The organism is Rhizobium sp. BK289 (assembly GCF_014193575.1).
GTDB classification, from domain to species: domain Bacteria; phylum Pseudomonadota; class Alphaproteobacteria; order Rhizobiales; family Rhizobiaceae; genus Rhizobium; species Rhizobium tropici_C.
On record NZ_JACHZO010000001.1, the window covers coordinates 296176 to 320184 of the forward strand.

General features: G+C 59.7%; 25 protein-coding genes and 1 pseudogene. 12 read left to right on the forward strand and 14 right to left on the reverse strand.

The window, feature by feature from the left end; translation table 11 throughout:
- Complete coding sequence (locus FHT84_RS01275) at positions 1 to 1173, reverse strand: acetate/propionate family kinase (RefSeq protein ID WP_183761066.1); 1173 nt, start codon at positions 1171 to 1173, stop codon at positions 1 to 3.
- A 185-nt stretch (positions 1174 to 1358) separates the two neighbouring features.
- Between FHT84_RS01275 and FHT84_RS01280 the strand changes: the two genes are divergently transcribed.
- Positions 1359 to 1628 carry a hypothetical protein gene (locus FHT84_RS01280; RefSeq protein WP_113250381.1) on the forward strand — a complete coding sequence of 90 codons (270 nt, stop codon included), beginning with the start codon at positions 1359 to 1361 and terminating at the stop codon, positions 1626 to 1628.
- A gap of 39 nt (positions 1629 to 1667) precedes the next feature.
- On the opposite strand, the gene FHT84_RS01285 is transcribed toward FHT84_RS01280, so the two are convergent.
- From FHT84_RS01285 to FHT84_RS01295, 3 genes are all read right to left on the reverse strand, one after another.
- The gene (locus FHT84_RS01285) at positions 1668 to 2636 is read right to left on the reverse strand and encodes a DUF72 domain-containing protein (protein WP_183761063.1); all 969 of its coding nucleotides are present in this window, start codon (positions 2634 to 2636) and stop codon (positions 1668 to 1670) included.
- A 63-nt stretch (positions 2637 to 2699) separates the two neighbouring features.
- On the reverse strand, positions 2700 to 2909 hold the full coding sequence (locus tag FHT84_RS01290; protein WP_112345183.1) for a hypothetical protein: 210 nt from the start codon (positions 2907 to 2909) through the stop codon (positions 2700 to 2702).
- Between the two features lie 172 nt (positions 2910 to 3081).
- On the reverse strand, positions 3082 to 3399 hold the full coding sequence (locus FHT84_RS01295; protein WP_112344698.1) for an oxidoreductase: 318 nt from the start codon (positions 3397 to 3399) through the stop codon (positions 3082 to 3084).
- Positions 3400 to 3569: 170 nt separating this feature from the next.
- Between FHT84_RS01295 and FHT84_RS01300 the strand changes: the two genes are divergently transcribed.
- Positions 3570 to 4127 carry an NADH-quinone oxidoreductase subunit B gene (locus tag FHT84_RS01300; RefSeq protein WP_112344699.1) on the forward strand — a complete coding sequence of 186 codons (558 nt, stop codon included), beginning with the start codon at positions 3570 to 3572 and terminating at the stop codon, positions 4125 to 4127.
- A gap of 328 nt (positions 4128 to 4455) precedes the next feature.
- Complete coding sequence (locus FHT84_RS01305) at positions 4456 to 4959, forward strand: sigma-70 family RNA polymerase sigma factor (RefSeq protein WP_112344700.1); 504 nt, start codon at positions 4456 to 4458, stop codon at positions 4957 to 4959.
- Between the two features lie 36 nt (positions 4960 to 4995).
- On the opposite strand, the gene FHT84_RS01310 is transcribed toward FHT84_RS01305, so the two are convergent.
- Positions 4996 to 5388, reverse strand: a complete 393-nt coding sequence (locus FHT84_RS01310) for a response regulator (protein ID WP_183761059.1) — start codon at positions 5386 to 5388, stop codon at positions 4996 to 4998.
- A gap of 284 nt (positions 5389 to 5672) precedes the next feature.
- On the opposite strand from FHT84_RS01310, the gene FHT84_RS01315 reads away from it, so the two are divergent.
- Together FHT84_RS01315 and FHT84_RS01320 are read left to right on the forward strand one after the other, a co-directional pair.
- Positions 5673 to 5921, forward strand: a complete 249-nt coding sequence (locus FHT84_RS01315; RefSeq protein WP_245430485.1) for a DUF982 domain-containing protein — start codon at positions 5673 to 5675, stop codon at positions 5919 to 5921.
- Complete coding sequence (locus tag FHT84_RS01320) at positions 5918 to 6109, forward strand: hypothetical protein (RefSeq protein ID WP_113250385.1); 192 nt, start codon at positions 5918 to 5920, stop codon at positions 6107 to 6109. The genes FHT84_RS01315 and FHT84_RS01320 overlap by 4 nt, the downstream gene beginning before the upstream one ends.
- Positions 6110 to 6152: 43 nt before the next feature.
- On the opposite strand, the gene FHT84_RS01325 is transcribed toward FHT84_RS01320, so the two are convergent.
- The gene (locus FHT84_RS01325) at positions 6153 to 6671 is read right to left on the reverse strand and encodes a ferritin-like domain-containing protein (protein ID WP_183761056.1); all 519 of its coding nucleotides are present in this window, start codon (positions 6669 to 6671) and stop codon (positions 6153 to 6155) included.
- Positions 6672 to 6757: 86 nt separating this feature from the next.
- Positions 6758 to 7111 carry a hypothetical protein gene (locus FHT84_RS01330; protein WP_183761053.1) on the reverse strand — a complete coding sequence of 118 codons (354 nt, stop codon included), beginning with the start codon at positions 7109 to 7111 and terminating at the stop codon, positions 6758 to 6760.
- Positions 7112 to 7254: 143 nt separating this feature from the next.
- On the opposite strand from FHT84_RS01330, the gene FHT84_RS01335 reads away from it, so the two are divergent.
- The 4 genes and pseudogenes from FHT84_RS01335 to FHT84_RS01350 all read left to right on the forward strand — a co-directional run bounded on the left by FHT84_RS01335 (position 7255) and on the right by FHT84_RS01350 (position 11714).
- Positions 7255 to 7905 (forward strand): UdgX family uracil-DNA binding protein, encoded by a 651-nt coding sequence (locus FHT84_RS01335; protein ID WP_112344705.1) that lies wholly within the window; start codon positions 7255 to 7257, stop codon positions 7903 to 7905.
- A 63-nt stretch (positions 7906 to 7968) separates the two neighbouring features.
- On the forward strand, positions 7969 to 9111 hold the full coding sequence (locus FHT84_RS01340) for an HlyD family secretion protein (protein ID WP_183761050.1): 1143 nt from the start codon (positions 7969 to 7971) through the stop codon (positions 9109 to 9111).
- A 1-nt stretch (position 9112) separates the two neighbouring features.
- A pseudogene (locus FHT84_RS01345) lies at positions 9113 to 10721 on the forward strand (DHA2 family efflux MFS transporter permease subunit).
- A 186-nt stretch (positions 10722 to 10907) separates the two neighbouring features.
- Positions 10908 to 11714: a Ku protein gene (locus tag FHT84_RS01350; protein ID WP_113250485.1), complete on the forward strand. Its 807-nt coding sequence runs from the start codon at positions 10908 to 10910 to the stop codon at positions 11712 to 11714.
- A gap of 77 nt (positions 11715 to 11791) precedes the next feature.
- On the opposite strand, the gene ligD is transcribed toward FHT84_RS01350, so the two are convergent.
- The 6 genes from ligD to FHT84_RS01380 form a co-directional block, all read right to left on the reverse strand.
- A complete protein-coding gene (gene ligD / locus FHT84_RS01355) occupies positions 11792 to 14359 on the reverse strand; it encodes a DNA ligase D (RefSeq protein WP_183761047.1) in 2568 nt (855 codons plus the stop codon).
- A gap of 2 nt (positions 14360 to 14361) precedes the next feature.
- The gene (locus FHT84_RS01360; RefSeq protein ID WP_183761044.1) at positions 14362 to 15249 is read right to left on the reverse strand and encodes a Ku protein; all 888 of its coding nucleotides are present in this window, start codon (positions 15247 to 15249) and stop codon (positions 14362 to 14364) included.
- Positions 15250 to 15436: 187 nt separating this feature from the next.
- On the reverse strand, positions 15437 to 16492 hold the full coding sequence (locus FHT84_RS01365) for a hypothetical protein (RefSeq protein ID WP_246698439.1): 1056 nt from the start codon (positions 16490 to 16492) through the stop codon (positions 15437 to 15439).
- 336 nt (positions 16493 to 16828) lie between these two features.
- Entirely contained in the window at positions 16829 to 18457 is a 1629-nt protein-coding gene (locus tag FHT84_RS01370; protein ID WP_113250477.1) for an MFS transporter, read from the reverse strand.
- 261 nt (positions 18458 to 18718) lie between these two features.
- Positions 18719 to 20071 (reverse strand): guanine deaminase, encoded by a 1353-nt coding sequence (gene guaD, locus FHT84_RS01375; RefSeq protein ID WP_183761038.1) that lies wholly within the window; start codon positions 20069 to 20071, stop codon positions 18719 to 18721.
- The gene (locus FHT84_RS01380) at positions 20068 to 21306 is read right to left on the reverse strand and encodes a urate hydroxylase PuuD (RefSeq protein ID WP_183761035.1); all 1239 of its coding nucleotides are present in this window, start codon (positions 21304 to 21306) and stop codon (positions 20068 to 20070) included. Before FHT84_RS01380 ends, guaD begins: the two co-directional genes overlap by 4 nt.
- A gap of 141 nt (positions 21307 to 21447) precedes the next feature.
- Here FHT84_RS01380 and FHT84_RS01385 point away from each other — a divergent pair, with 141 nt between their 5' ends.
- The 3 genes from FHT84_RS01385 (at position 21448) to FHT84_RS01395 (ending at position 23164) form a co-directional block, all read left to right on the forward strand.
- Positions 21448 to 22386, forward strand: coding sequence for a LysR family transcriptional regulator (locus FHT84_RS01385; RefSeq protein WP_183761032.1), 939 nt, complete (start codon positions 21448 to 21450; stop codon positions 22384 to 22386).
- An 83-nt stretch (positions 22387 to 22469) separates the two neighbouring features.
- Entirely contained in the window at positions 22470 to 22721 is a 252-nt protein-coding gene (locus tag FHT84_RS01390; protein ID WP_095438739.1) for a type II toxin-antitoxin system Phd/YefM family antitoxin, read from the forward strand.
- Between the two features lie 2 nt (positions 22722 to 22723).
- Positions 22724 to 23164: a type II toxin-antitoxin system VapC family toxin gene (locus tag FHT84_RS01395; protein WP_183761030.1), complete on the forward strand. Its 441-nt coding sequence runs from the start codon at positions 22724 to 22726 to the stop codon at positions 23162 to 23164.
- Here FHT84_RS01395 and xdhC read toward each other — a convergent pair.
- Complete coding sequence (gene xdhC, locus FHT84_RS01400; protein WP_183761027.1) at positions 23154 to 24005, reverse strand: xanthine dehydrogenase accessory protein XdhC; 852 nt, start codon at positions 24003 to 24005, stop codon at positions 23154 to 23156. The two genes, FHT84_RS01395 and xdhC, sit on opposite strands and share 11 nt — an antisense overlap.
- Positions 24006 to 24009 lie beyond the last annotated feature (4 nt).

The following is a 24009-nucleotide window of genomic DNA, read 5'->3' on the forward strand; positions in this document are numbered from 1 at the left end:
TCATGTGATAAGGGCCACGGCCTCGTCGGCGATCACCTGTTCCTCATCGGTCGGGATCACGAATAGCTTCACTTGGCTGGAACCTGCACTGATCGAGGTCAAATTGCGCCGGTTTGCATCGTCATCGATCTCGATACCCAACCATTGCAACCTCCGTACGACGCGGGCTCTGATCTGCGGCTGGTTTTCGCCGATGCCGGCGGTGAAGACCAGAGCGTCGAGGCCTCCGATCGTCGCGCACATCCGGCCGACTTCGCCCGATATGCGCAGGCAGAAGAGATCTATGGCTTCAGCCGCCTCCGGCCGCTTGTCTTCGAGCAGGACGCGGGTGTCGCCGCTGATGCCGGAAACGCCGAGCAGGCCGCATTCATGGTAGAGAAAGTCTTCGATCCGTTCCGGCTCCCGCATCCCGCTCCTCATCAGATAGAGTAGGGCGCCCGGGTCGAGCCAACCGGGACGTGTCGCCATCGGGATCCCGTCCAGGGCCGAAAACCCCATGCTGGTGTCGCGGCTGATGCCATTTTCCATTGCGCACAGGCTGGCGCCGCTGCCGAGATGGCATGCGATGACCTTGCCCCCGGCGCTTGCCGGCTCGATCTTGCTAAGCTGCGAGGCGATGCATTTGTAGGAAAGGCCGTGAAAGCCGTAGCGGCGCACGCCGTCATCATGCATGCCGCGCGGGATTGCCAACCTGCTGACAAGGCCTGATTGCGACGAATGGAAGGCCGTATCGAACGAAGCGGCTTGCCGAACCTCGGGTCGAAGCTTTTCGATAGACCGGATGACGCGGAGCGCCTGCGGTTGATGGAGGGGGGCAAGGGGAACGAGCTTCTCGATCCGGTCGATCGCGGCATCGTCGAGCAGCGTCGCCTCTCGAAACATCAGGCCGCCATGGACAACGCGATGGGCGACCGCGCGCAGCCTGCCCGGAAGATGTGCGAGCATATGGTCCAGGGTTTCGGCGACGACGGAGACGAAATTTGCATCGTTGTCGCCCTTGACCGACCTCTCGTATTTATCGTCTCCGATGGAGTAGCGAAGCATCAGCGGAGCTTGATCGAAGTCGATCTTTCCGCGGCCGACATTGCGCGCCTGCGTGCCCGCAAGCTCGAAGACCCCGATTTTCAAGGTCGAGGACCCGGCATTGAATGTCAGCAAGACATCGTCGGTCATGTCAGCCTCGGATGAAGGATGTCGACTACCGCTAGTTAGGGCATTCGGGCCCGGAAACAACCGGGCATGTGGTCGCAGAGCCGATCGGGCAAATGCTTGAGGAACCAAGCCGAGGCAGGGCGGTTCGGATCATGGTCAATTCGATAATCATTCGGCGAATGCCCGCCGATATGAGGAGGTGCAAGATGGAAACCTACCGCCGATATCGCAAGAACGAGGTTCCGCCGGGCTCCATTATCGTCAAATTCTATCATTCCGGCGATCAGATCAGGGGTTTCCTGCGCAAGGAAACACCGCCTGGTGAAGATGATGTCGTTTTCCCTGGTGAGGAAATGGAGCCTAATGACGCTTTCATAGCGGCACGCAACAAGATGATCGGCGAGACGCTCAGGCCGATCTATGTGGAGCTGTCCGAGGGTGTGCAGTGGGACCCGGCATGGGGCCGGCTGGAGTGATCTGAACCGAGCCGGCGCCTTTTTCCTGTGAAGAGAGCGTCATCGGCCCGGCCAATGCTGGCGGGCCTCTTCTGTAACCGCCGTCTTGCGCGGCCGCTTCCTCTCAAGGGGCGGCATGGCTTCGACTGGTGAGGCAAGCCCGAGCCGCTCGGCCAGTCGTCGGGCATCGACCGGTGCCCTGACTTTCACGTCATTATCGAAATAGACATAGACGTCGCGACCCCTCGCGGACGATGTCAGCGGCTTCAACACGCGATTGGCGTCGGCGGGCTCGCGACCGTGCGCCCAGGCGCTGATTCGTCTTGCCCACTTATCGAGAGCCTTGTCGTCGTAGCCGCTGACATAGAGCTCTTCCGAGCCATGGAGACGGCAATAGACAAAATCGGCCGTGATATCCATCAGCAACGGCCATTCGACCGTGTCGGCGCAAACCAGTCCCATCTTGTGTTCCCTCAGCAGCCGGATGAAATCGGCTTGCGCGAAGCTATCGTTGCGGATCTCGAATGCATGGCGCAGTGGCCTGTTTTCGTCGGTCTCCAGCCAGTCGCGCCCTTCCATCCATGCATCGCGTCGCCTCGCAAGTTTGACCGCGGCATGGGTGTCCTTTGGCAGCATTGACATGAAGGTGGAAAAGAGTTCGGCGTCGAATTGTAGCCGCGGCGGAAACTGCCAGAGGATAGGGCCAAGCTTCGGTCCAAGGCGCAGCAAACCTGAGGCCATGAAATTGGCGAGCGGCGTCTCGACATCGCGCAGCCTGCGCATATGGGTTATGTAGCGGGAGCCCTTGATGGCAAAGACGAAGCCATCGGGCGTATCGTCCCGCCATTTCGCAAAAGCCTCGGGACGTTGCAATCCGTAGAATGTGCCATTGATCTCGATGGAAGGAAACTGCCGGGAGGCATAGGCCAGCTCGCGCTTCTGTGTCGTGCCTTCCGGATAGAAAACGCCGCGCCAGGGGGCGTAGGTCCAGCCTGAAATACCGATACGGATCGTACCTGTCTTTGTCATCAATTCATGGCCATGTCTGGAGCCGCTTGCTTCGGGATGACTTCGGCAAAGCCGGTGCCCCCACTAGGTGGCATTGATGGAAGGGAGAAACGACATGACCTCGCTGCGTTGCCGCGGTTCGAGTGTCTCGATCTCCCGTTTCCAGAATGTCTCGGCTTCGGGAGGGTCCGCTTCCCAGCTGTTGGTCGATAGAATATTATCATCCATGACCAGAAGCCTGCGTCCGCCGAGCCGCAGATATTCCTTCGCAAGTTCCTGAGCACCGTTTCTCATGGAGTCTGGGTTTTTCATAGATGCTGGGTTTCTCATGGCATCTGCTCCTCGATTGCGGCATGTATCGCCAGCCATCCACATCGCATCCGATGCAGTCGATATATGGAAAGCCTATGGCGACGCCGGGTGGCCCGCGAAACACGAAACGGTCCCGCATTTTCCCGAGTTTTCGTCATTGAGGACAATTCCTGCTCGTCGCGCTGTCGTTCGATTGACTATTTTGCGTGTCGTTGCCTTGTGTCGTGTTCTTGCCGGTTTTCATGGCATTGCAGTCCTGCGACTGACCGTTGGAATTGGGAGTACCGGTCGCACCGGTGCCGGTGGTGCCTCCGTTTCCGTCGGAAGTGCCATTATTTTGCGTGCCTGTCGCGGCGCCGTTGCCGCTGCCGGATCCACCGGCGCCAGTGCCGCCAGAGCCGGACTGCTGCGCCATGACAGCTGTGGCCATGCCGATCGACAAGGCGCCGACTGCGATCATTTTCATCAACATAGGATCATTCCTCTCTTCTGTTTGCCGCCTTCAAACTCAACAGCAGAGTGGTTGTTTCCAGTTTTCTGCATTTTTGCTCTTGGCAGGATCATGCTTTTGAAGACGCTTCCTTCGCGGAACAAATCGAGCTTGCGAAAGTTGTAGGCGTCTTTTCCAGAGAGAACGGACCCATGTCTTCCTTCAAGAATCGGCCTGTGATCAGCGACTTTCAGTACCCCGGCGAGGCTCCAGGCGGCGATCCATTTCTGGGGACGATCAACAGCGAGCTTGCCGACAAGGGCTTTCTGGTCACCAGCACGGACGAGTTCGTCACCTGGGCGCGCACGGGATCGCTGATGTGGATGACGTTCGGGCTCGCCTGCTGCGCGATCGAAATGATGCAGATGTCGATGCCGCGCTATGATGTCGAACGCTTTGGCGCGGCGCCAAGGGCTAGCCCGAGGCAGTCGGATCTAATGATTGTCGCGGGTACGCTTTGCAACAAGATGGCGCCGGCGCTTCGCAAGGTCTACGACCAGATGCCAGAGCCGCGCTATGTCATCTCGATGGGTTCTTGCGCCAATGGCGGCGGCTATTATCACTATTCCTACTCGGTCGTGCGCGGATGCGACCGGGTCGTTCCCATCGATATCTACGTGCCGGGCTGTCCACCGACCGCGGAAGCCTTGCTCTATGGCATCATGCTTCTTCAACGCAAGATTCGCCGAAACGGGACAATCGAGCGGTAATCCCTTCTGCATCGGCCCGCTGCTTTTCCGATTTCTTTTGCAGCGACAGCAGGCGATTTTTTGGAATTGGATGGAACAAGCTCGGAATACAACCGTTTCCCCGCAAGACGTAAACGGCGTCTGAAGTCCGAAAGTCAATCCAAAGCATCCCGAACAGGCATCGCGGTATAGCGAAAGCGGAGACTACTCAAATCAAGACCAATGGCGATTGGGCCGGCACCCGCGTGGATGCCGATCTCATCGCGCATGGCCGGCGTTGAACGAGATCGGGTGCTGCATGCGAGGCGGGCGAGGAGCGCTCTTATTAGAACCTGCCAAGGAGGAAGTTGTGACCGACCTGTCCCGAACAACCGGTCTGCAAACCGAAATTGTCGAACTTATTCCAGCCCTTCGCGCCTTTGCGCGGACCTTTCACAGAAATACCAACGATGCCGACGATCTTGTTCAGGAGACCCTGGCGAAGGCATTGGCCAATCTCAATCAATTCGATCGCGGCACCCGACTGAAATCGTGGCTGTTCACGATCATGCGCAATACGTTTTGCACGAAGTTCCGCATTGCCAAGCGGGAGGCTCCGGGCAGCAAGAAATGTGTTTCCGGTGATGGCATCGCCTTGCCGTCGCAGGAATGGACAATCCGGGCAAGGGAGCTGGAGGAAGCTTGCAATCACCTGCCCGAGCCTTATCGGGCGGTGCTTGAATATGTCGTCATAGAAGGCCGTTCCTATGATGCCGCGGCAGAAAAATTCGGCTGCGCGATCGGCACGGTGAAAAGCAGGATCAATCGGGCAAGGCAGCAATTGGCCGCTCGCCTCGACGAGGATAGGCGCTGACGGATTGGATCTCCGTCACACGAGCAGGAAACAGTGCTAGATATCCGATTTTCGGTTGTTGAACAGAGCCTTGGCAATGTGCTCCATGGCAGCCGATTTCTCGCACAGCACAAAGCCGGCAAAATCCGCCGTTGCGCCGGGCGGTTCCCGAGCCAGGGCGAAGACATAGGGAAGCCTCTGCCTTTCAAGCCGTTCAACCAGATAAATGGCGCGCTCCGGAGCCAGATGCAAATCCAGGATTACCGCATCCGCATCGCTCTCCTCAATCAGTTCGGCGGCATGCTCGATGTCATCGACCGGTCCGACTATGATCGCGCCGAGCTCTTGCAATTTTTGCCGTGCCTCGTCGGCGAGGAAATAACCGTCCTCCACGATCAGAAGCCGTTTGCCCCGGAACATCTGGCTATAGGGGGCCGTCGAGTTGTCCATCCATCAATCCAGAGTGAGTTAATCGCTTATAGATGGTTTCGCGTGAACTGAAAGTGAACCGCAAGGCGGGACAAAGGCTGGCGTTCACCTCATGGGAACCTGGCGTCCAGAACATTCTAGGCCGATAAAAGTTTCCAAATCCACAGCGAAAGAATCTTGTGAAAGCATGGCGGAGCGCAGCGGGTTCAGGAACAAACGGCCGCGTCTGCGGTTTTTCATTGAGGAGAGGGACCTCCGCGACATGGGAGGATCGAATGCACGAAGTCATTGATGTCGAATTTAAAATGCTTTGGAACGCTCCGGTTCGCCTTGCTGCCGGGGATCAGGGTTGCCAGACCGTTCAGGGGCCGGAAGACGCCATCCATTTCCTCGCACGACGATGGCCGTATGAAAGAGGCTCCTCCTACGCCCATGCAAGGGAGCGCTGCGTCGCAGCCGTTTCGCATCGGATTCCAGTCGAGGCATCGAGACCAGCCTTCGTGATGGCCTGCCTTGATGCGCGGTTGATGGCAACAGGCGGATATCGGCCATGAGCAACGACGACACGATTTCCGAAACGGAAGCTTATGAACTCGGCAGGAAGGCCTTCCAAAAGGGTGCAAGCGGCGACAACAACCCATTTCCGGAAGGTGACCACCGCCGAGACAAGTGGGCGCACGGGTTTATGGATGCGCAGAAGATCCTAAGCGATGAGCACCTGCCAGGCCGCCCGTCGAGCTGATAGGCAAGGCATTGTAGATTCCTCCAGGTAAAATCAGCTGAGATTACCTCTGCGTCCCAAGAGGCCCATCGCCTTCCCACATCAGCAGGAATTTCTGCGTGACCAAGGGCAGATTGTCGTCCAGCCATCTGGCCATCGATTGTTCTTCGGCAAGGCTTGCCTGCAATGCATCCTTCGCTTCGCGGAAATTTCCGGCATCCGCGATCGTCAGCAGCGATTTATATGCCGCAATTTCATAGTTTTCGAATGCGAAGTCGGCGAAGGCGTCTTTCAACACCGCGTCGCCCATGCCTGCATGGCTCATGACGGCTGTCGCGCCGGTGAATGAAAGGACCATGTCGTTGACGCTCAGGTAATTTTCATCCAGTTCCTCAAGAATATGCTCAAGGCGGATGATCTGATCCTGGGTCTCGCTGATATGCTGTTCGAGCTTTGCTGCCACTTCGGGATAGCGGTCCATGCGCGGCAGTTGTGGCCTCATCATGCTCAGGGCTTCGTTTTCCATCGCATGGGCATTTCGAAGACCGATGACAAACATGTCGTGGATTTCCGTTTCCGCCATGGTTTCCTCCTTTGGTAGGCCACGCTCCATCGCTGGTTCCGAACCGCAGCGGATACCGGTTGTTCCGGCATGACAAGGCGAATGGATCAGCTATCGCCGTCTCGTTCGTTGAGATCGATCTGACCCTTTTCGGCCAGGATCGGCAGGGCGATATTGTGCTGTGCCTCGTTCATTTCCTGAACGGTGACCAGCGTTCCTCCCTGTTCGAGAGCGGCCGCGTAGGCCGCACGCTGTTCCTCGTGAAAGAAGATTCCCGTCAGCGCATCGAGAAAGCCCATATGATCGATCGGCGACGTATCCGGCCGATTGCCCGGCGTCATGGTGATTGCATCCTTGGGTATGCCGGCGTCCATGAGAGCCTGCGCTGCCGCCTCCGCATCATATTCGTCCTTGAAGAACGCGCTCAGCGCAAAGGAACCTATTTTGCCGTTGCCGTTCATGACGCCTTCCCTCCGTTCCAACCGTTCATCATTCTAACGAACAGCAATGAGGTGGGTTCCCCTCTCGGCAGCATCCGAGCATGGAACAAAGAGAACGGCGATTAGTTGATCGTCGTAGAGTCTGGAACCATAGCGAGCCCCCAATGCTCGATAGATTTCCTCTGACCGGTACAGGTCCTTCGCTGGCATATGAACATGCGGACGCAGAAACCCTCGATGAACTGCGCGACGATGCTCGCTCGTGCACGCGATGCGATCTCTACCGCAATGCCACCCACCTCGTCTTCGGTGAAGGGCCAGATACGGCCGATATCGTGCTTGTGGGCGAACAGCCCGGCGACAAGGAGGATTTGGCCGCGCGGCCTTTCGTCGGACCTGCGGGCCGGCTTCTCGATCAGTGCCTCGAAGAGGCCGGCGTGGAGCGGGACCGCTGCTACGTCACCAATGCCGTCAAACATTTCAAATATCAGATGCGCGGGAAGAAGCGCCTGCATGCAAGGCCCAATGCCGGAGAGGTGCAGCGTTGCGCCTGGTGGCTCGGGGCTGAGCTCGAACTCCTGAAGCCCAAACTGGTCGTCGCACTCGGCGCGACAGCGGTATCCTCGCTGCTCGGTTCGAAGGTCAAGGTCATGCGCGACCGTGGCCATATCCTGCATTCCGCGGGAAAGCCCGATGTTCTCGTGACCATTCATCCTTCGGCACTTTTGCGGATCAGGGAGCAGGATGAAAAGGAAAAGAGCCGGCTCGCCTTCGTTCGGGATCTGAAAAAGATCCGACGCTTTCTGCCGCATTGACCATCATTTCAACCGATTGACCGGGAGCTGAAACCCCGCACGACAACAAGCAAAGGTCAAGTCATGGCTGACAATCAACCCGATATCATGGAAACAAAGCCGGATCGGCGGAAACAGCGGCCGGTTGAAAATGCAGACCGGCGGGCCGATTCCTCGGTGGAAAAGCGGCCTTCACTCGTCCGTCGCCATCCCTTCTGGATTCTCTCCGGCATTGTAGTGCTGGCGGCTCTGATCGTTGGCGCATGGTTCGGCTGGAAGATCTATTTCTATCCTTACGAGTCGACGGATGACGCTTTCGTCGCCGCGCGCAGTTTTTCCGTGGCTGCCAAAGTTTCCGGTTATGTCGCGGAAGTTCCGGTGACAGACAACCAGCACGTCGCCGCCGGCGATGTCATCTTGCGGATCGAGCCGCGCGACTATCAGATTGCGCTCGATCAGGCGAATGGCCAGGTGGAGGTCGCCAAGGCGGCCGTTGATAGCGCCGGCGCGCAGATCGAAGCGGCCAATGCTTCGGTCGACGTCGCCAGAGCGCAGCAGAATTCCGCCGCCGCCGCCCTCCAATATGCGCAGCAGGAATCCGCTCGTCAGCAACAGTTGGTCAAGAGCGGCTCCGGCAGCGTACAGGCCGTCCAGCAGGCGGCCTCGACCTTGCAGCAGGATCAGGCAAGCCTCGCGCAGATGCAGGCGAACGTGACCTCCGCATTGAAGAACAAGACTGTCGCGGAAGCACAGAAATCCAGCGCGCTCGCCAGCCTGAAACAGGCCGAAGCGCAGGCGGAAGAGGCGCAGCAGAACCTGAGCTATACGACGATCACCGCAGCCCAGCCGGGCCGCGTTGTGCGCCTCACCGGCGCCAAGGGCCAATATATCGACGCAGGGCAGGCGATCTCGACCTTCGTTCCCGACGAAATCTGGATTACGGCAAACTTCAAGGAGACGCAGCTGACGGACATGCGGCCGGGCCAGCCCGTGGAGCTCACGATCGACGCTTATCCGGATCATAAGCTTCACGGCAAGGTCGCATCCGTCCAGCCAGGTTCCGGAACGGCCTTCTCGCTGCTGCCGGCCGAAAATGCGACCGGCAACTACGTCAAGGTCACGCAGCGCGTGCCGGTCAAGATCATGGTCGACAAATGGCCCGCAGATGTCGCCATCGGCCCCGGCATGTCCGTGGTGCCGTCGGTGACGGTGCGCCCGAGGAGCTGAGATGAGCGGCGCAAGCGCAACGGCGGGCGGGGCAGGGGCGTCGTCCGCGCATACGACGAATCCGTGGCTGATTGCCATCGTGGTGTCGCTCGCGACCTTCATGGAGGTGCTCGACACGACGATCGCCAATGTGGCGCTACGCTATATTTCCGGCGGTCTGGCCGTCAGTTCCGACGAGGCATCCTGGGTCGTCACGACCTATCTCGTCTCGAATGCGATCGTGCTTGTTGCCAGCAGCTATTTTGCCGAGCGGGTCGGCCGTCGCAGGTTCTATCTCCTGTGCCTGGCGACCTTCACGATCGCTTCCGTCCTGTGCGGCCTCTCCTGGAATCTGGAAACATTGCTGATGTTCCGCGTGATCCAGGGCTTTGCCGGCGGCGGCATGGTGCCGACCTCGCAGGCGATCCTTGCGGACGCCTTTCCGCCGGCAAAGCGCGGACAGGCCTTCGCTCTTTTCGGCGTCGCCGTGGTCGTGGCGCCGGTCATCGGGCCGACATTGGGCGGCTATCTCTCCGACAATCTTTCCTGGCACTGGTGTTTTCTCATCAACGGCCCTGTCGGCGTCTTCGCCTTTGCCCTCGTCTATGTCCTGTTGAAAGAGACGCCTCAGACAAAGCGCATGCGCGAAGAGTTTCGCCGTAAAGGCGTCCGCTTCGATCTTGTCGGCTTTCTGCTGGTGGCGACCTTCCTCGGCTCACTGGAACTTGTGCTGGATCGGGGCCAGACAGATGACTGGTTCGGCTCCGGCTTCATCATTGTGATGGTTGCCATATGCGTTCTCGCATTTCTCCTCGCAATCCCATGGGTTCTGACCAAGGCCAACCCGATCATCGATGGCTGGCTGCTTGGCACCCGGCAATTCGGATCCTGCTTCATTGTCATGATGGCAACCGGCGCCATACTGATCGCAACGACGCAGTTCATTCCCGAAGTCGTGCAGCAGAATTACGGCTACACGGCCACCTGGGCTGGGCTCGCCCTATCGCCGGGCGGGCTTGTGACCATGGTCATGATGTTCGTCGCCGGCCGGGTGAATTCACTGGTTCAGCCGAAATACCTGATTGCCATCGGCGCTGGGATCATTGCCGTGTCCATGTGGCAATTGACCCGGCTCTATCCCGGCCTGAACTTCGGTTTCTTCGTCTGGTCGCGTCTCTATATCGGACTTGGCCTGCCGCTGATCTTCATCCCGATCACCTCAGCCTCCTATTACGGCCTCAGGCCGGAGCAGACCAACCAGGCATCCGCGATGATCAATGCGGCCCGCAATATCGGCGGTTCGATCGGCGTGTGCATCGCGTCGAATGTGCTTGCTCATCGCGAGCAATGGCATCAGAGCCGCCTTGTGGAGCATGTCACGCCATCCTCACCGGCCTATCAGGAGACGCTGCAGACCATGTCGCGCTATTTTGCCGAGAAAGGGCGCGACGATGGCGGATGCGCGGATACAGGCGACCGCCTGGATCGGGCAGCAGGTACAGACGCAGGCGAGCTTTCTCGCCTATATCGACGTGTTCCACGTGCTGATGCTGATCGTGCTTTGTGCCATTCCACTGGCATTGATCCTCAGCAATGTGGATCTGAAGGAGGGCGGCGGTAGCATGCATTGAGAGCGATGATCCATGAGTTGCAATTCCCGCCAAATCCATCGCTCGCGATTTGAAGCGATCCGCGGTCTTGGATTACAGGCAAACTCGTCATCCGGTCGAGTTGCCTTCCAGGCGCGATGAGAGCGATGACTGAGCGGAACCATGCAGGGCGAAGGCCGTTCCTCTCCGGTATCGGAGGAAAAATTCATGGCTCCACGATCATTCTGGAAAGGCTACCTCAAGCTGTCACTCGTGACCTGCCCGGTCGCTATGGCGCCGGCAACCAGCGACAATGAGAAGGTTCGCTTCCATACGCTCAACAGGAAGACAGGCAATCGCATCGTCAGCCGATATGTGGATTCCGTCACCGGAACGGCAGTGGACGAGGACGATGAAGTCAAGGGATATGAGCGCGGCGAGGATGACTATGTCTTGCTCGAGGATGAGGAGCTCGACGCCGTAGCTCTGGAAAGCACGCGGACGATCGATATCGAGATGTTCGTGCCGCGCGACGGCATCGAATGGATTTGGTTCGATACTCCGCATTATCTGACGCCTGACGATCCCGTCGGCGAGGAGGCTTACTGCGTCATCCGCGATGCGATGGCGGCAAGCCGGATGGTCGGCATATCCCGGCTGGTCATGTATCGCCGCGAACGTGCCGTCATGCTGGAGCCCCGAGACAAGGGGATCGTGCTTTGGACTTTGCGCTTTGGCGACGAGGTGCGCGACGAACGGGATTATTTCGGCGATATCCCATCGAAATCGGTGGATACCAAGCTGATGCGGCTGGTTGAGGAGCTCATAGAAGAGCGAACGAAGCCGTGGGATCCCGCCATGGTTTCAGACCCCGTCCAGGAAAAGCTGCTCGACATCATCGCCTCGAAGAAGAAGGGCCGAAAGCGCCCGGCCAAGGCGAAGGTGGAGGAGGAAGAGCCACCGAGCAATGTCATCAGCATCATGGATGCGCTTCGAAAGAGCCTCTCGCAGGAGAAGGGCACAAAGAAGCGATAGCCCGCTTGGAGCAATTCCAGAAAAAGTGCGCAGCGGTTTTTCGTCCGAAGCTGCGAGACAACAGAGAGCCGCTCCGGTTATGAGCCAGGTTTGCTTTTTGCCTGCGATTGGCGCAACGGTTCCGCGGCTGCCCTGAAGTCAGCCCAGGGATCCGAGCGGAGCGCGGCAAGCCGCGTCGGCACGTTGAGCACGGTAAAATAGTCCGGGCCGATGGCCGGGCTCAACTCGTCCCAGGAGAGCGGCATGGAGACGGCGGCTCCGGGACGAGCGCGGGTGGAATAGGGCGCGACGGCGGTCGAACCGCGCTGGTTCCTGAGATAATCGATCAGGATCTTGCCGCGTCGTTTCGATTTGGTGATCGTCGACACATAGCGTCCGGGACTGTCGGCCGCCATCGCATCGGCGATACCCTTTGTGAAAGCCTTGACCGCAGGCCATTCAGCCTTGGCGACCAACGGGCAGACGATATGCAGCCCTTTGCCGCCCGAGGTTTTGATAAACGGAACGAGACCTGCCTGTTTCAGGCGCTCGCCGGTTTCTTCCGCGGCGGCGATGACCTCGGTCCAGTCGACGCCCGGCCCCGGATCGAGATCCATGATGATCATGTCAGGCTTTTCCCACTGGCCGACCATCGATCCCCAGGGATGCACTTCGAGAACGGCCGCCTGCACGAGGCCGATCAGGCCGTTCAGATCGTTGATGCTCACATAGGGCTCTTCGTCCTGCGGATCCTTCGCCAGGGCGATATTCCGGTTCATGCCCTTCCAGGCATGCTTCTGGAAGAAGTGCTGACCGCTGATGCCGTTCGGGCAGCGTACGAGCGCGAGCGGCCGGCCGACGACGTAGGGGCCCATGTAGCGCCAAACCTGCGTGTAATAATCCGCAAGTCCTGCCTTGGTCACGCCCTCGTCCGGCCAGTAGAGGCGGTCGCCATGCGTCAAGGATACGCTGCTGCGGGCGGGCTTCTCGGCTGAAGCTCCGGTGGCGGTTTTCGGTGTTTCCCGAACGATCTCGAGCGGGTTCTTATCCTCTCTCAAGCCACGGAAGGAGGCGTGACGCAGGTGGCCATCGGCCGTCCACGCACGGAACTCGACCTCCGCCACCAGTTCGGGCCGCACGAAGCGGACGCCGCGATTTTCTTCGGCCGTCAGCTTCGTTGCAAAGGGATTTTGCTCCGCTTTCAGGCGACCAAGCGTTTTGAAAAGCTGCTCGGCAACAATGTGCGTGTAACCTGTGCCGACGCGACCGACATGTTCGAGCTTGCCGTCCTCATAGACGCCAAGGACCAGCGAGCCGATTGCCTTTCGCGATGTCGTGGAGGGAACCCAGCCGCCGATGACGAATTCCTGCCGCGACGAACATTTCGATTTGACCCAGGTCTTTCCGCGACCGGGACGATAGGGATCGTTGGCGATTTTCGAGACGATCCCTTCCAGGCTCAGCCGGCAGGCGTGGCTTAGCAGCAGGTCGCCGTTCTCATCAAAATGGCTGCTGAAGCGAAGCATGCCTGTCTCGGATGAAATGATCGTCCGCAGCAGTTCCTTTCGGCTGACCAAAGGACAGGAGACAAGATCATAGCCATCGAGATGGAGGAGATCGAAGGCGTAGAAGACGAAACGATCGCTGCGGCCTTCGCTGAGGTCGGCCTGAAGTGCTGAAAAGTCCGAGGCGCCGGCCGTCGGCTCGACGACCAGTTCGCCATCGATGATCGCCGTACCGACGGGCAGATCCTTGAAGGCGGCGATGATTTCCTTGCCGAACTTTCCGGTCCAGTCGAGCCCGCTGCGGGTGAGCAGCTTGATGCGCCCGGCCTCTATGCGGACTTCTAGCCGATAGCCGTCGAACTTGATTTCGTGCAGCCAGCGCGCGCCCGAGGGTGGCTTTGCCACGAGCGTTGCCAGGGCCGGCTCAATGAAGGTCGGCAGGTGCGCCTTCCTGGCCCCCTTCAGGGATGATGGATCGATAGCCTTCGCATCCGCTTCCGGTTCGGCTTTATGCGGTTTTTCCCTGGTGGCACCATTCGCCCGGCTGCGATCGATCTTGCCGGTCTTCGAGGACCAGCCCGGTTTCTCGCCTTCGACGTCATGGATGACGCGCCCTGTTTTGGCCGATTCCGGGCGTTCTTCAAGAATGTCGGGTGCCCCTTCCGGGCGGGCCGCATCGTCCTCCCCCTTGATCAGCAGCCAGTTTTCCCGCTTTTCGCGCGGCTTTCCCGCCATACGGATCAGGTGCCAGCGGCCGCCAAGTTTTTTTCCATGGAGCTCGAATTCGAGATGTCCTTTGTTCAGGCCCTTGTGGGGGTCGCCAAGCGGCGTCCAGGAGCCCTTGTCCCAGACGAGGACGGTGCCTCCGCCATATTCGCCCTTCGGGATCGTGCCCTCGAAATCGCCGTATTCCAGCGGATGGTCCTCGGTCTGCACGGCGAGGCGCTTCTCACCCGGCACGAGACTTGGCCCCTTGGTCACGGCCCAGCTCTTCAGGACGCCATCGAGTTCGAGGCGGAAATCATAATGGAGCCGGCGGGCATCATGCTTCTGGATGACGAAGCTGTCTCCCGAGGCTCTCCGCTTTTCCTGGTTTGCGCGCCCTTTCGGCTCGGTCGTCTTCGTGAAATCACGTTTGCGGTTATAGGTTTCCAATACCATCGTCAGCCTGCCTTGCGTTGCGAGCGGGACGAGGATGCGGCTTGCGATTTCTCTGCCTTGCGAGATGCAGAACCGGCCTTTTGCGAGGCGCGTTTCGCACTTGCCTTGCCGCGACCATCAGCGCCGGCGCTCTGGCGCAAAGCTTCCATGAGGTCCGTCACCTTGTCGATTTTTGCCGGCTCGCGTTTCGGGATCGCCCTGCCTTCGACCTTGGCTTTGACGAGTTCCGTCAGTGCCGCTTCGTAGCGATCCTCGAATTCCGCAGCGTCGAAGCTGCCTTCCTTCGTGGCAATGATATGCTTGGCAAGCTCGAGCATCTCGCCCTTGATCTTCATGTCGGGCACATCCTCGAAAGCCTCTTTTGCCGACCGAACCTCATAGTCAAAGTTCAAGGTGGTGGCGATCAGCCCCTTGCCGTGCGGGCGGATCATGAGGGTTCGCAAACGGCGAAACAGGACGGCCTGCGCAATGGCGGCCACTTTCTTCCTGTGCATGCCCTCGCGGATCAGTGCAAAGGCTTCCTCGCTGGCCGAAGAGGAAGGGGCGAGATAGTAGGGCCGGTCAAAATAAACATCGTCGATATCCGAGCACGCCAGGAAAGCCTTTACGTGCAGGACCTTGTCGCTTTCCGGCACGGCGGCGGCGACTTCCTCCGGCTCCAGCACGATGTAATCGTCCTTGTTGAGCTCATAACCCTTGACCTGGTCGTCGCGCGGCACCGGTTTTTCGGTCTGGCTGTCGATGAACTCGCGCCTGACACGATTGCCGGTTTCCCGGTTCAGCGTATGGAAGGAAATGCGCTCCGAGGTCGAGACCGCCGTGTAAAGGGCGACGGCACAGCTGACCTCTCCGAATTTCAGATATCCTTTCCATTGCGCGCGCGGGCTCATAGGCGGGCTCCCAGTCGTCCAGGCTCCAGATCGACAATGGAAGTCAAACGACATTCGCCGATCATTGTTCCCTTCCCGCGCGGAAGCGGTGCACCGCCAACCATGCCGGGAACGATCGAGAAATGCCCAAGGCGCCGTCGATGGAGACCGGGTCATCGGACCAGGCCCCATCGATATCAGTCCAACGTCACTTCCAGCTGGTATAGTCCGATGCGACGCAGCCGAAGGGTGCCCGTTGATCGCCGAAACGCTTCTTCAGCTGATCGCAACCCCAGCGGTTGAGGGGAGCAGGCATCATGTTGTTGAGATCCATGGCCGGCGACGTGAATTGCGAGCCGGCGCTGGTCACATACCAGAGCCAGTAGCCAAGAAGGCCGCCGATAATCAGGAGTATGACGAGGAAGAACCTTGCGAGCCGCGCCAGGACGGACGGGCCCTTTTTCGCTCGTGCGACGAGTTCCAGCGGATGGCTGCCCAGCTCGGCTGTCAGTGGCGCGAGCGTTCTGGCGCGCTCGTCTGCCGTCATGTCAATTCGCTCCAGTCGCTGATCGAGAAGCACAGGGAGAGCCGCTTTCCCATGCCAGACGGCCAGGCCCACGGCTTTGCTGCCCTTTTCGCCGACGAGCAGAGGCTGCTCTCCCGGTTCAAAACGCGTATGGGCCACTCTTCCGGTCCATCTATCGGCAACCTTATCCGCGTAGGTCACCGTCAACCGCTTGCCTTTGCGCTGAAACGTGGTGATTTCCACCGGAACCGGCACCAATTGAGCGGGCTTGCGCAACTGCCCGCGAACTCGCCAGATGCGCAAGAGCTGGAAGATCATGGCGATACAGGCGCCGCCGAGCAGGGCAACGAATACGGCAAGCGTGATGATCCGGTTCCAGAGCTTTTCAAGCCCAAGGCTGAGGGTCGCCAATTCCGGATGATCCGCGGAGATCACCAGGTCCGTTTCATAGTCGCCGGCATGCATGTCGACGAACATGATCTCGACATCCTTGTCGTAGTTCTGGCCTTTATAGGCATAATTGAGATGAGCGGAACAACTGGTGAAGAAGCCCTTCCGGGTCGAGCATTTTCCATCGCGGATATCGCCGCTATCGAGCACGACGGGATTTTGGTTGATCGTCCAATCTCTCAATATGTCGGGCGTTTCGGAAACTGCCATGAAAACGGTCAGGCCGATCAATATCGGTAGCGAGAAGTAGACGGCCCTCGGCATCGAAATCACGCCCTGAGCAAGCATGAGAGCTCTCTGAGGAAGCTTGATCGTCGGAAATGTCATTGTCTGCCTGAAACTCCGAATGTGAATGGTCACGTAGGCATCCGCAAAGCAGGGGCGACGCGGCGGCATCGCAAAATCCTGGGGTCCGACTTTGCGCCTACGATTGCAGCGCGGGAAAATAGACAATTTGCATGGCAGCTCAATATGTGGTTGTGGAACATCCGCAACTTAAAGGCGGCGTGGTCGCTAAACGCTCGCACGGTGTGACTTTTTTGTCCCGCAAGGTTGACTGGGCCGCTGGATATTCCCACCGACTGCGATGGCAACGATCGGGCTGGCGCCCGGCCGTAAGCGGCGTCAGGTTGCGTCGAGATAGGGCTTCAAGGGCATGTCATCATGTCTCGGCACCGTCTGCCGTTCGATCATATGGTGGATGACCGGCGGCTGATCGCCACGGTGCAGAGCATCAAGGCGTTCGGCGACCTCGACGTCGGCATGCGTCTGGCGCTGGCTATGGCGGACATAGTCTATCCAGGTTGGCAGATGGTAGCTTTCGGTCCAGGTGGTCGGCTTTTCCAGGTCGCGCAACAGCGACCATTGCTTGGCCCCGTCCCGGATTCTCATCCGGCGCCGTTGCGCCATGACGGCCAGAAATTCCGGCACGTCTTCCTGGTCGATGCTGTAATCCACCATGACCAGGATCGGGCCGCTTCGCGAGCGCAGGTCGAGCAGCAGCTGCGGTTCGCTGAAGGTGTTGGTCGGATCGAGGTTCAAGGATTCGAAGTCCGGCTGGCGTAGCAGGATACCGAGCAGGCCGCCTATGGCCAAGGCGGCGCTGGCGATGAGAAGCGCGCCGGTGACGCCATGGGCGTCGGCCAGTGCACCCCAGAGCCAGCTTCCCACGGCCATGCCGCCGAAGGTGGCGGTCTGGTAGAGCGAAAGTGCACGGCCGACGACCCAGCGCGGCGTGGAAAGCTGAACGGTGACGTTGAACAGCGAGAAGGCCTGCACCCAGGCGACGCCTGCCGGCATGAGGAGAAGGCAGCTCAGCCATACCTGGTCGCTCAACGCAAGAAAGAGGCAGCTGACCGCCAGCGTGAAGAAGGCGCCACGGATCACCCATTCATTGCTGAGGAGATCGCGAATGTGGCCGATCAGCAGCGCCCCGCAGATCGCGCCGAAGCCGAAGAAGCCGAGCATGATGCCATAGGTGATTGCCGTGCCATGCACATGGTCGCGGGCAACCAGCGGCAGAAGCGCGAGAATGACGATCGCCGTCAGGCCGAAGACGAAGCCGCGGCACATCACCTTGAGCAGGTTCGGCGACATCAGGACATAGCGGAACCCGGCCGACATGGCACTGCCGAAGGGTTCGCGCGGCAGGGTGTTGCGGTCAGGCGCCTTTTTCCAGCGCCACAATGCGAAGATGAGGGCGAAGTAACAGAAGACGTTGAAAAGAAATGCGAAAGCAGCACCTGCCGCCGCCACGATGACGCCGCCGATCGCCGGCCCGATGCTGCGCATCAGATTGTAGCTCATGCTGTTGAGCGCGACGGCGCCCGGCAGGTGGTCGCGCGGCACGACATCGCCCATGGAGGCCTGCCAGGACGGATTGTGCAGGGCGCCGCCGCAGCCGATCAGGAAGGTGAGGCTCAGCAGCAGCCAGGGCGTCAAGGCATTGGTGTAGGACAGTACCGCAAGCGTCGCGGATACGCACAGCATGAGCATCTGCGCGATCAGCATGATCCGTCTTCGGTCGTAGTTGTCGGCCAGCGCGCCAGCCGCAAGCGAAAAGATCATAACCGGCAGCGTGGTGGAGGACTGGACCAACGCCACCATGCCGTGAGAGGTGGCAAGGCTGGTCATGAGCCAGGCAGCACCGACGCCTTCGACCAGCCCACCGAGATTGGAGATGAGCGTTGCCGACCAGAGCGAACGGAATGTCCTGGACTGGAACGCGACGAGCGGCGAGGTTCTGTTGGGCATGTCGGCTTTTCTTCATCGGATTGTCTTGCTCGGCGGGCGTGGCAAACTCTCCCAAAGCGCATGCGCAGCCGAGTCGACCTCAGCCTATAGTGATTTGCTAATTTCCGAAATGATTTTGGAATAATATTCTCACTGGTGAAGCGAAAATGCGCGCGACGCCGGGACCGGTCTCCAGACCTGTCACCCAGCGAAAGCGCGCTTCATTTTCCCATTAGGCCCTACGCCCATTTTCCCAGAGAGATCGAAGCCGTATGGAAATCCTTATGCGAAGAGGGCGGCTTCCGGTTTTCGACTTACCGTTGCCTGATGCTTTGCATTCTTCGTCTTCATGGCCCTGCCGGCGACATAGACCTCGCTGACGCAGCGGTCATCGCCCATGGTCTGGAGAATGAACAGCTCTTCGGCAAGCGAGGTTGCCGTGCGCATGCGGAATTCCATTGCCGACTTGGCGCTGGAATCAAGCACGACGATATCGGCATCCGCGCCTGCCTGGAGCGAGCCGATCTGCTTCTCCAGGCCGAGCGCCAGAGCGTTGCCGCGCGTCATGCGATAGAAGGAATTGAACGGCGTCAGCCGCTGCCCTTGCAGATGCAGCACTTTGTAGGCCTCATCCATCGTTTCGAGCATGGAGAAACTGGTCCCGGCGCCGACATCGGTTGCGACCGACCAGCGTGCGCGAAGCCGATCGAACTGGCCGGCGTTGAAGAGCCCGGAGCCGAGGAAGAGGTTCGAGGTCGGGCAGAAGACACCGACCGCGCCCGTTTCGGCGAGCACAGCGACTTCCCGTTCGCTCATATGGATGCAATGGCCGAGCAGCATACGGTCGTTGAGAAGGCCGTAGCGGGCGTAGATATCGGTATAGTCCTTGGCCTCCGGATAGAGAGATGTGGCAAAGGCGATCTCATCGCGATTTTCCGAGAGATGCGTCTGGACATAGCAATCCGGGTGTTCGGCAACGAGCGCCTTGCTCATCTCCATCTGCTCGGGAGTCGAGGTAATGGCAAAGCGCGGGCTGATGGCATAATGCACGCGGCCGCGGCGGTGCCATTTGTCGATGAGCCGCTTGGTCTCGTCGTAGCCGCGCTGCGGCGTATCGCGCAGTGCATCCGGCGCGTTGCGGTCCATCATCACCTTGCCGCCGATCATGCACATGCCGCGCGCTTCGGCTGCCGCGAAATAGGCATCGACGCTTTCCGGATGCACCGAACAATAGGCGACGGCCGTCGTGTTGCCGTTCGACAAGAGCTCGTCCATGAAGCGATCGGCGACTTCGGCCGCATGGGCGGCACGGGCGAACTTCTGCTCCTCGACGAAAATATAGGTGTTCAGCCATTCGAGCAGCTGCGCGCCGTAAGACGCGATCGCCTGCGTCTGCGGGAAATGCAGGTGTGTGTCGATGAAGCCCGGCAGGATGAGATTCGGACGGTGATCCGCGATCCTGATGCCGGCATCTGCCAGCTTGCGAACGTCGCCATAGGCCCCGATTTCCACGATCTTGCCGTCGCGCACGAAGACCGCGCCGTCGTCGATATAGCGATAGGAGGCGGTATCGTCGATGCCTTGCGGCTCGGCGAGGAAGGTCAGCACGCGGCCACGGATCAGGACTTCACTCATTGGGTCTTCTCCCCATTGACGGCACTTTCATACCAGGAGACGAGCAGGCGGCGCTCCTCGTCGGTTATGTGAGAGGCGTTGGCGGGCGGCATGGCGTGGCTACGGCCGGCCTGCAGATAGATCTCGCGCGCATGGGCGGCGATATCGCGATCGGTCTCGAACATCACCCCCTTCGGCGGAGCGACGATGCCCTCCCAGCTTGGCTCCTTCGCATGGCACATGGAGCAGCGACCCATCACGGTATCGCGGACCTTTGGGAAATCCTGCGCCGTGATGAAGGGCTGCTGGATGGCAGAGATCTTCGTCGTGGGTTCGCCGGTCAGGATCTTCGGCACCGTGGAAAGCCACATGATGATGATGAAGAGCACGACGGTGATCAGCCAGGTCCAGGTCGGGTTGCCGGCATTGGCGTGGCGGGTATTGAACCAGTGGCGGATGGTGACGCCCATCAGGAAGACGAGCGAGGCGATGATCCAGTTGAACTGCGTGCCGAAAGCCAGCGGATAGTGGTTCGACAGCATCAGGAACAGCACGGGCAGCGTCAGGTAGTTGTTATGCGTGGAGCGTTGCTTGGCGATCCTGCCGTATTTCGGATCGGGCTTGCGCCCGGCAAGCAGGTCGGCGACGACGATCTTCTGGTTCGGAATGATGATGAAGAAGACATTGGCCGACATGATCGTCGCCGTGAAGGCACCGAGATGCAGGAAGGCGGCACGGCCGGTAAAGAGATGGGTATAGCCCCAGGCCACCGCCACCAGGATGAAATAGAGCGCCACCATCAGCCGCGTATTGTCGTTGCCGAAGGGCGATTTGCAGATCAGATCGTATAGGAGCCAGCCGCCGGCGATCGAGCAGAGCGAAATGGCGATCGCCACCGGCTTGGAGACGTCGAGCACGGCCGGGTCGATCATGTAGAGATCGGCGCCGGCGTAATAGACGAGACAGAGCATGCCGAAGCCCGACAGCCAGGTGACATAGCTTTCCCATTTGAACCAGACGAGATGGTCCGGCATGTTGGCGGGCGCCACCAGATACTTCTGGATGTGGTAGAAGCCGCCGCCATGCACCTGCCACTCCTCGCCATAGGCTCCCGGCGGCAGGGCGGGGTGCTTTTTCAGGCCGAGGTCAAGTGCTACGAAATAGAACGACGAACCGATCCAGGCGATGGCGGTAATGACGTGCAGCCAGCGGACGGCGAAGGTCAGCCAGTCCCAGGCGATGGCATATTCATACATGGGAACTCCTCCCGATCTCTATGGGAGTGTTTGCCATCGCTCCATTTTCTCGAAAATCCCGGTTAGTCCGCCAACACTTTCAAAAAAATCTATAAGATGACCCCTGCTTCGCTCCGTACGTCGATGTGGTAGAAAGGTGCCATGTCCTATCTTGATAATGTCCGCGTCTTCGTTCGCGTGGTCGAACTCGGTACTCTTTCGGCAGCAGGCCGCGACCAGCGCGTCACGCCCGCGGTGGCGAGCAACCGCATCAAGGAACTCGAGCGTCACCTCGGCGTGCGCCTGTTCAACCGCACGACGCGTAAGCTCTCGCCGACCGAACATGGCCGTGTCTTCTATGAAAAGGCAGTGAAGATCATCGAGGCTGTCAATGAGGCGGAAGCGGCGATCGCCGATCTCTCGCGAAATCCGAAGGGTTCGCTAAGGATCACCGCGCCGCTCGGCATCGGCCGAAGGTTGATCGCCTCGGGTATTCCGGAGTTTCACGACAAATACCCGGATATCGAGGTGCGCGTGCGCCTGTCGGACCACAATGTCGATATCCTTGCCGAGGGCGTCGACGTCGCCTTCAAGCTTGGCGTCTTGGAGGATTCCAACCTGCGCATGCGCGGCATCCTCAATTGCGAGCGGGTGCTGTGCGCGTCGCCCGCCTATCTGGCGCAGCGCGGCGTGCCGCCGACCGCGGATGCATTGATTGCCGACAAGCATGACTGTCTTTTGCTGCGCTATCCGGGATCGAAGGAATATTACTGGACGCTGGTAACGGCGGAAGGTACCCGCAAGTTCGAGGTCGCAGGCCCCTACGACAGCGACGACGGTGACGTGCTGACCCAATGGGCACTGGAAGACCGCGGCATCATCAACAAGCCGCTGTTCGAGGTGAAGGCCTATCTCAGGGAAGGCCGACTGGTCGAAATCCTGAAGGAGAGCCCGCCTGCTTCGGTGCAGCTCGCCGCCATCTATCCGCACAAGCGCTTCCAGGACCCGAAGGTCCGCCTGATGATCGATTTCATGGCGGAGCGCTGTCAGCGGCTGATCGGCAAGCTGCTCGAGGACGAGCCAGCCGCTGCGGTCTCGTGATCCGAAGGCGACAGATTGATCTCCGCTTGAATCAAGCCAGCGAAAGCATATATGACTATCAGTGGTCATATGGAGAAACGGATATGAAGGAAATCCAGCTCAAGGATGCGAAGGCGACGCTTTCCGCCGTGGTCGATCAAGCCGTGGCCGGTGAGCCGACCGTTATTACCCGCCATGGCCGGAAGGAAGCGGTGCTGGTTTCCTTCGAGGAATGGCAACGCGTCTCCAGAGTACCTGATTTCGCCGATCTGCTTCTCGCCTTTCCCGGCGAGCCCGCCGATATTCCAGAGCGATCGCGAAAACCCGCGCGTTCATTGCGTGGAAACGGCTTCTGATCTTGTATCTTCTGGATACCAATATCGTATCGGCCGATGCGCCGACCAAGCGCCAAGTCGGCGTTGAGGCATTCGCGGCCTGGCTGCGAGCGAATAGTGACCGGCTTTATCTTTCGGCGATCACCATCGCCGAGATCGAGGCAGGCATCGCCCGCATGGTTAGGATTGGGGCGACGACTAAGGCGGAGCACTTGCGCCGCTGGCTCGCTGCGGTGGAACATTTCTATGCCGGCCGTATCCTGCCCTTCGGAGTTGAGGAGGCGCGGCATGCTGGCCTGATGCTTGACCGAGCGCGTGCTCACGACCCCGGCTTCGAGGACATTGCCATCGCCGCCACCGCAGTTGCACACGGCTTCACGGTTTTGACGGCCAATGAGCGGCATTTCGCGCCGCTCGGCGTGCCGTTCGCCAATCCCTTCAAGCAGTTGCCTGTTATCCGATAACAGGTTTTGTCGCGGCCAGCTGTGCTGCAGCCGTCCAGCTCAGCGCCGCCGTCATGATCTCGGCGGCGGCAAGTGTGGCGATGACCGTGGGACGCTTGTCTTTCACCGCTGTGCCGCCGATCGGGCAGACGAGGCGATCGAAAAGCTCGGCGTGGCCGCTCTCGCGCGACAGCCAGTTGCGGAAGGTGGCGCGCTTCGTCTTGGAGCCGATCATGCCGACATAGGCTGCATCGTTACGTTTGAGCGCCTCGGCGGCAATCAGGAAATCGAGCGCGTGGTCATGAGTAAGGATGACGAAGCTGCTGCCGGCCGGCGCATCGCGTACGACGGCCTCAGGCATGGCCGTGAGACAGGTTTCAACGCCCGGCACAGTGCTGGCCACGAGCTCTTCTTCTCGCGTATCGACAAGCACCACGCGTAACGGCGCCAGCGAAAGCGCCATGGCGAGGGCATCGCCGACATGACCGGCGCCGAAAACATAGACATGTGGGCGTGCGGCCATCTCGCGATCACTCCGAGCTATGAGATCATTCGCAAGCCTGGGGCTGACGACGGTGAAGGCGAGGCCCACCCGGCCGCCGCAGCATTGGCCGATCTCTGGACCGAGCGGTACGTTCATCGGCTCCGCCGCAAGGCCGGAGCGCAGTGCCCGTCGTGCCTGGTCGATCGCCATATATTCCAGTGTCCCGCCGCCGATCGTCGCAAAGATTGCCCGTTCCGACACCAGCATCCAGGCATCCGCATCGCGTGGTGCCGAACCTGCGACACCGGTGACCTCGACGAGGATCGATGCCGGTTCGCGGCGCAGGAAATCCCGGATATCTTCACGGGCGGCAGACATGATC

Excerpts from the sequence above, each read along its gene's own strand:
- FHT84_RS01275 (WP_183761066.1), bottom strand. The coding sequence starts at position 1,173 with ATGACCGACGATGTCTTGCTGACATTCAATGCCGGGTCCTCGACCTTG.
- FHT84_RS01280 (WP_113250381.1), top strand. The coding sequence starts at position 1,359 with ATGGAAACCTACCGCCGATATCGCAAGAACGAGGTTCCGCCGGGCTCC.
- FHT84_RS01285 (WP_183761063.1), bottom strand. The coding sequence starts at position 2,636 with ATGACAAAGACAGGTACGATCCGTATCGGTATTTCAGGCTGGACCTAC.
- FHT84_RS01290 (WP_112345183.1), bottom strand. The coding sequence starts at position 2,909 with ATGAGAAACGGTGCTCAGGAACTTGCGAAGGAATATCTGCGGCTCGGC.
- FHT84_RS01295 (WP_112344698.1), bottom strand. The coding sequence starts at position 3,399 with ATGTTGATGAAAATGATCGCAGTCGGCGCCTTGTCGATCGGCATGGCC.
- FHT84_RS01300 (WP_112344699.1), top strand. The coding sequence starts at position 3,570 with ATGTCTTCCTTCAAGAATCGGCCTGTGATCAGCGACTTTCAGTACCCC.
- FHT84_RS01310 (WP_183761059.1), bottom strand. The coding sequence starts at position 5,388 with ATGGACAACTCGACGGCCCCCTATAGCCAGATGTTCCGGGGCAAACGG.
- FHT84_RS01315 (WP_245430485.1), top strand. The coding sequence starts at position 5,673 with ATGCTTTGGAACGCTCCGGTTCGCCTTGCTGCCGGGGATCAGGGTTGC.
- FHT84_RS01320 (WP_113250385.1), top strand. The coding sequence starts at position 5,918 with ATGAGCAACGACGACACGATTTCCGAAACGGAAGCTTATGAACTCGGC.
- FHT84_RS01325 (WP_183761056.1), bottom strand. The coding sequence starts at position 6,671 with ATGGCGGAAACGGAAATCCACGACATGTTTGTCATCGGTCTTCGAAAT.
- FHT84_RS01330 (WP_183761053.1), bottom strand. The coding sequence starts at position 7,111 with ATGAACGGCAACGGCAAAATAGGTTCCTTTGCGCTGAGCGCGTTCTTC.
- FHT84_RS01335 (WP_112344705.1), top strand. The coding sequence starts at position 7,255 with ATGCTCGATAGATTTCCTCTGACCGGTACAGGTCCTTCGCTGGCATAT.
- FHT84_RS01340 (WP_183761050.1), top strand. The coding sequence starts at position 7,969 with ATGGCTGACAATCAACCCGATATCATGGAAACAAAGCCGGATCGGCGG.
- FHT84_RS01350 (WP_113250485.1), top strand. The coding sequence starts at position 10,908 with ATGGCTCCACGATCATTCTGGAAAGGCTACCTCAAGCTGTCACTCGTG.
- ligD (WP_183761047.1), bottom strand. The coding sequence starts at position 14,359 with ATGGTATTGGAAACCTATAACCGCAAACGTGATTTCACGAAGACGACC.
- FHT84_RS01360 (WP_183761044.1), bottom strand. The coding sequence starts at position 15,249 with ATGAGCCCGCGCGCGCAATGGAAAGGATATCTGAAATTCGGAGAGGTC.
- FHT84_RS01365 (WP_246698439.1), bottom strand. The coding sequence starts at position 16,492 with ATGCTTGCTCAGGGCGTGATTTCGATGCCGAGGGCCGTCTACTTCTCG.
- FHT84_RS01370 (WP_113250477.1), bottom strand. The coding sequence starts at position 18,457 with ATGCCCAACAGAACCTCGCCGCTCGTCGCGTTCCAGTCCAGGACATTC.
- guaD (WP_183761038.1), bottom strand. The coding sequence starts at position 20,071 with ATGAGTGAAGTCCTGATCCGTGGCCGCGTGCTGACCTTCCTCGCCGAG.
- FHT84_RS01380 (WP_183761035.1), bottom strand. The coding sequence starts at position 21,306 with ATGTATGAATATGCCATCGCCTGGGACTGGCTGACCTTCGCCGTCCGC.
- FHT84_RS01385 (WP_183761032.1), top strand. The coding sequence starts at position 21,448 with ATGTCCTATCTTGATAATGTCCGCGTCTTCGTTCGCGTGGTCGAACTC.
- FHT84_RS01390 (WP_095438739.1), top strand. The coding sequence starts at position 22,470 with ATGAAGGAAATCCAGCTCAAGGATGCGAAGGCGACGCTTTCCGCCGTG.
- xdhC (WP_183761027.1), bottom strand. The coding sequence starts at position 24,005 with ATGTCTGCCGCCCGTGAAGATATCCGGGATTTCCTGCGCCGCGAACCG.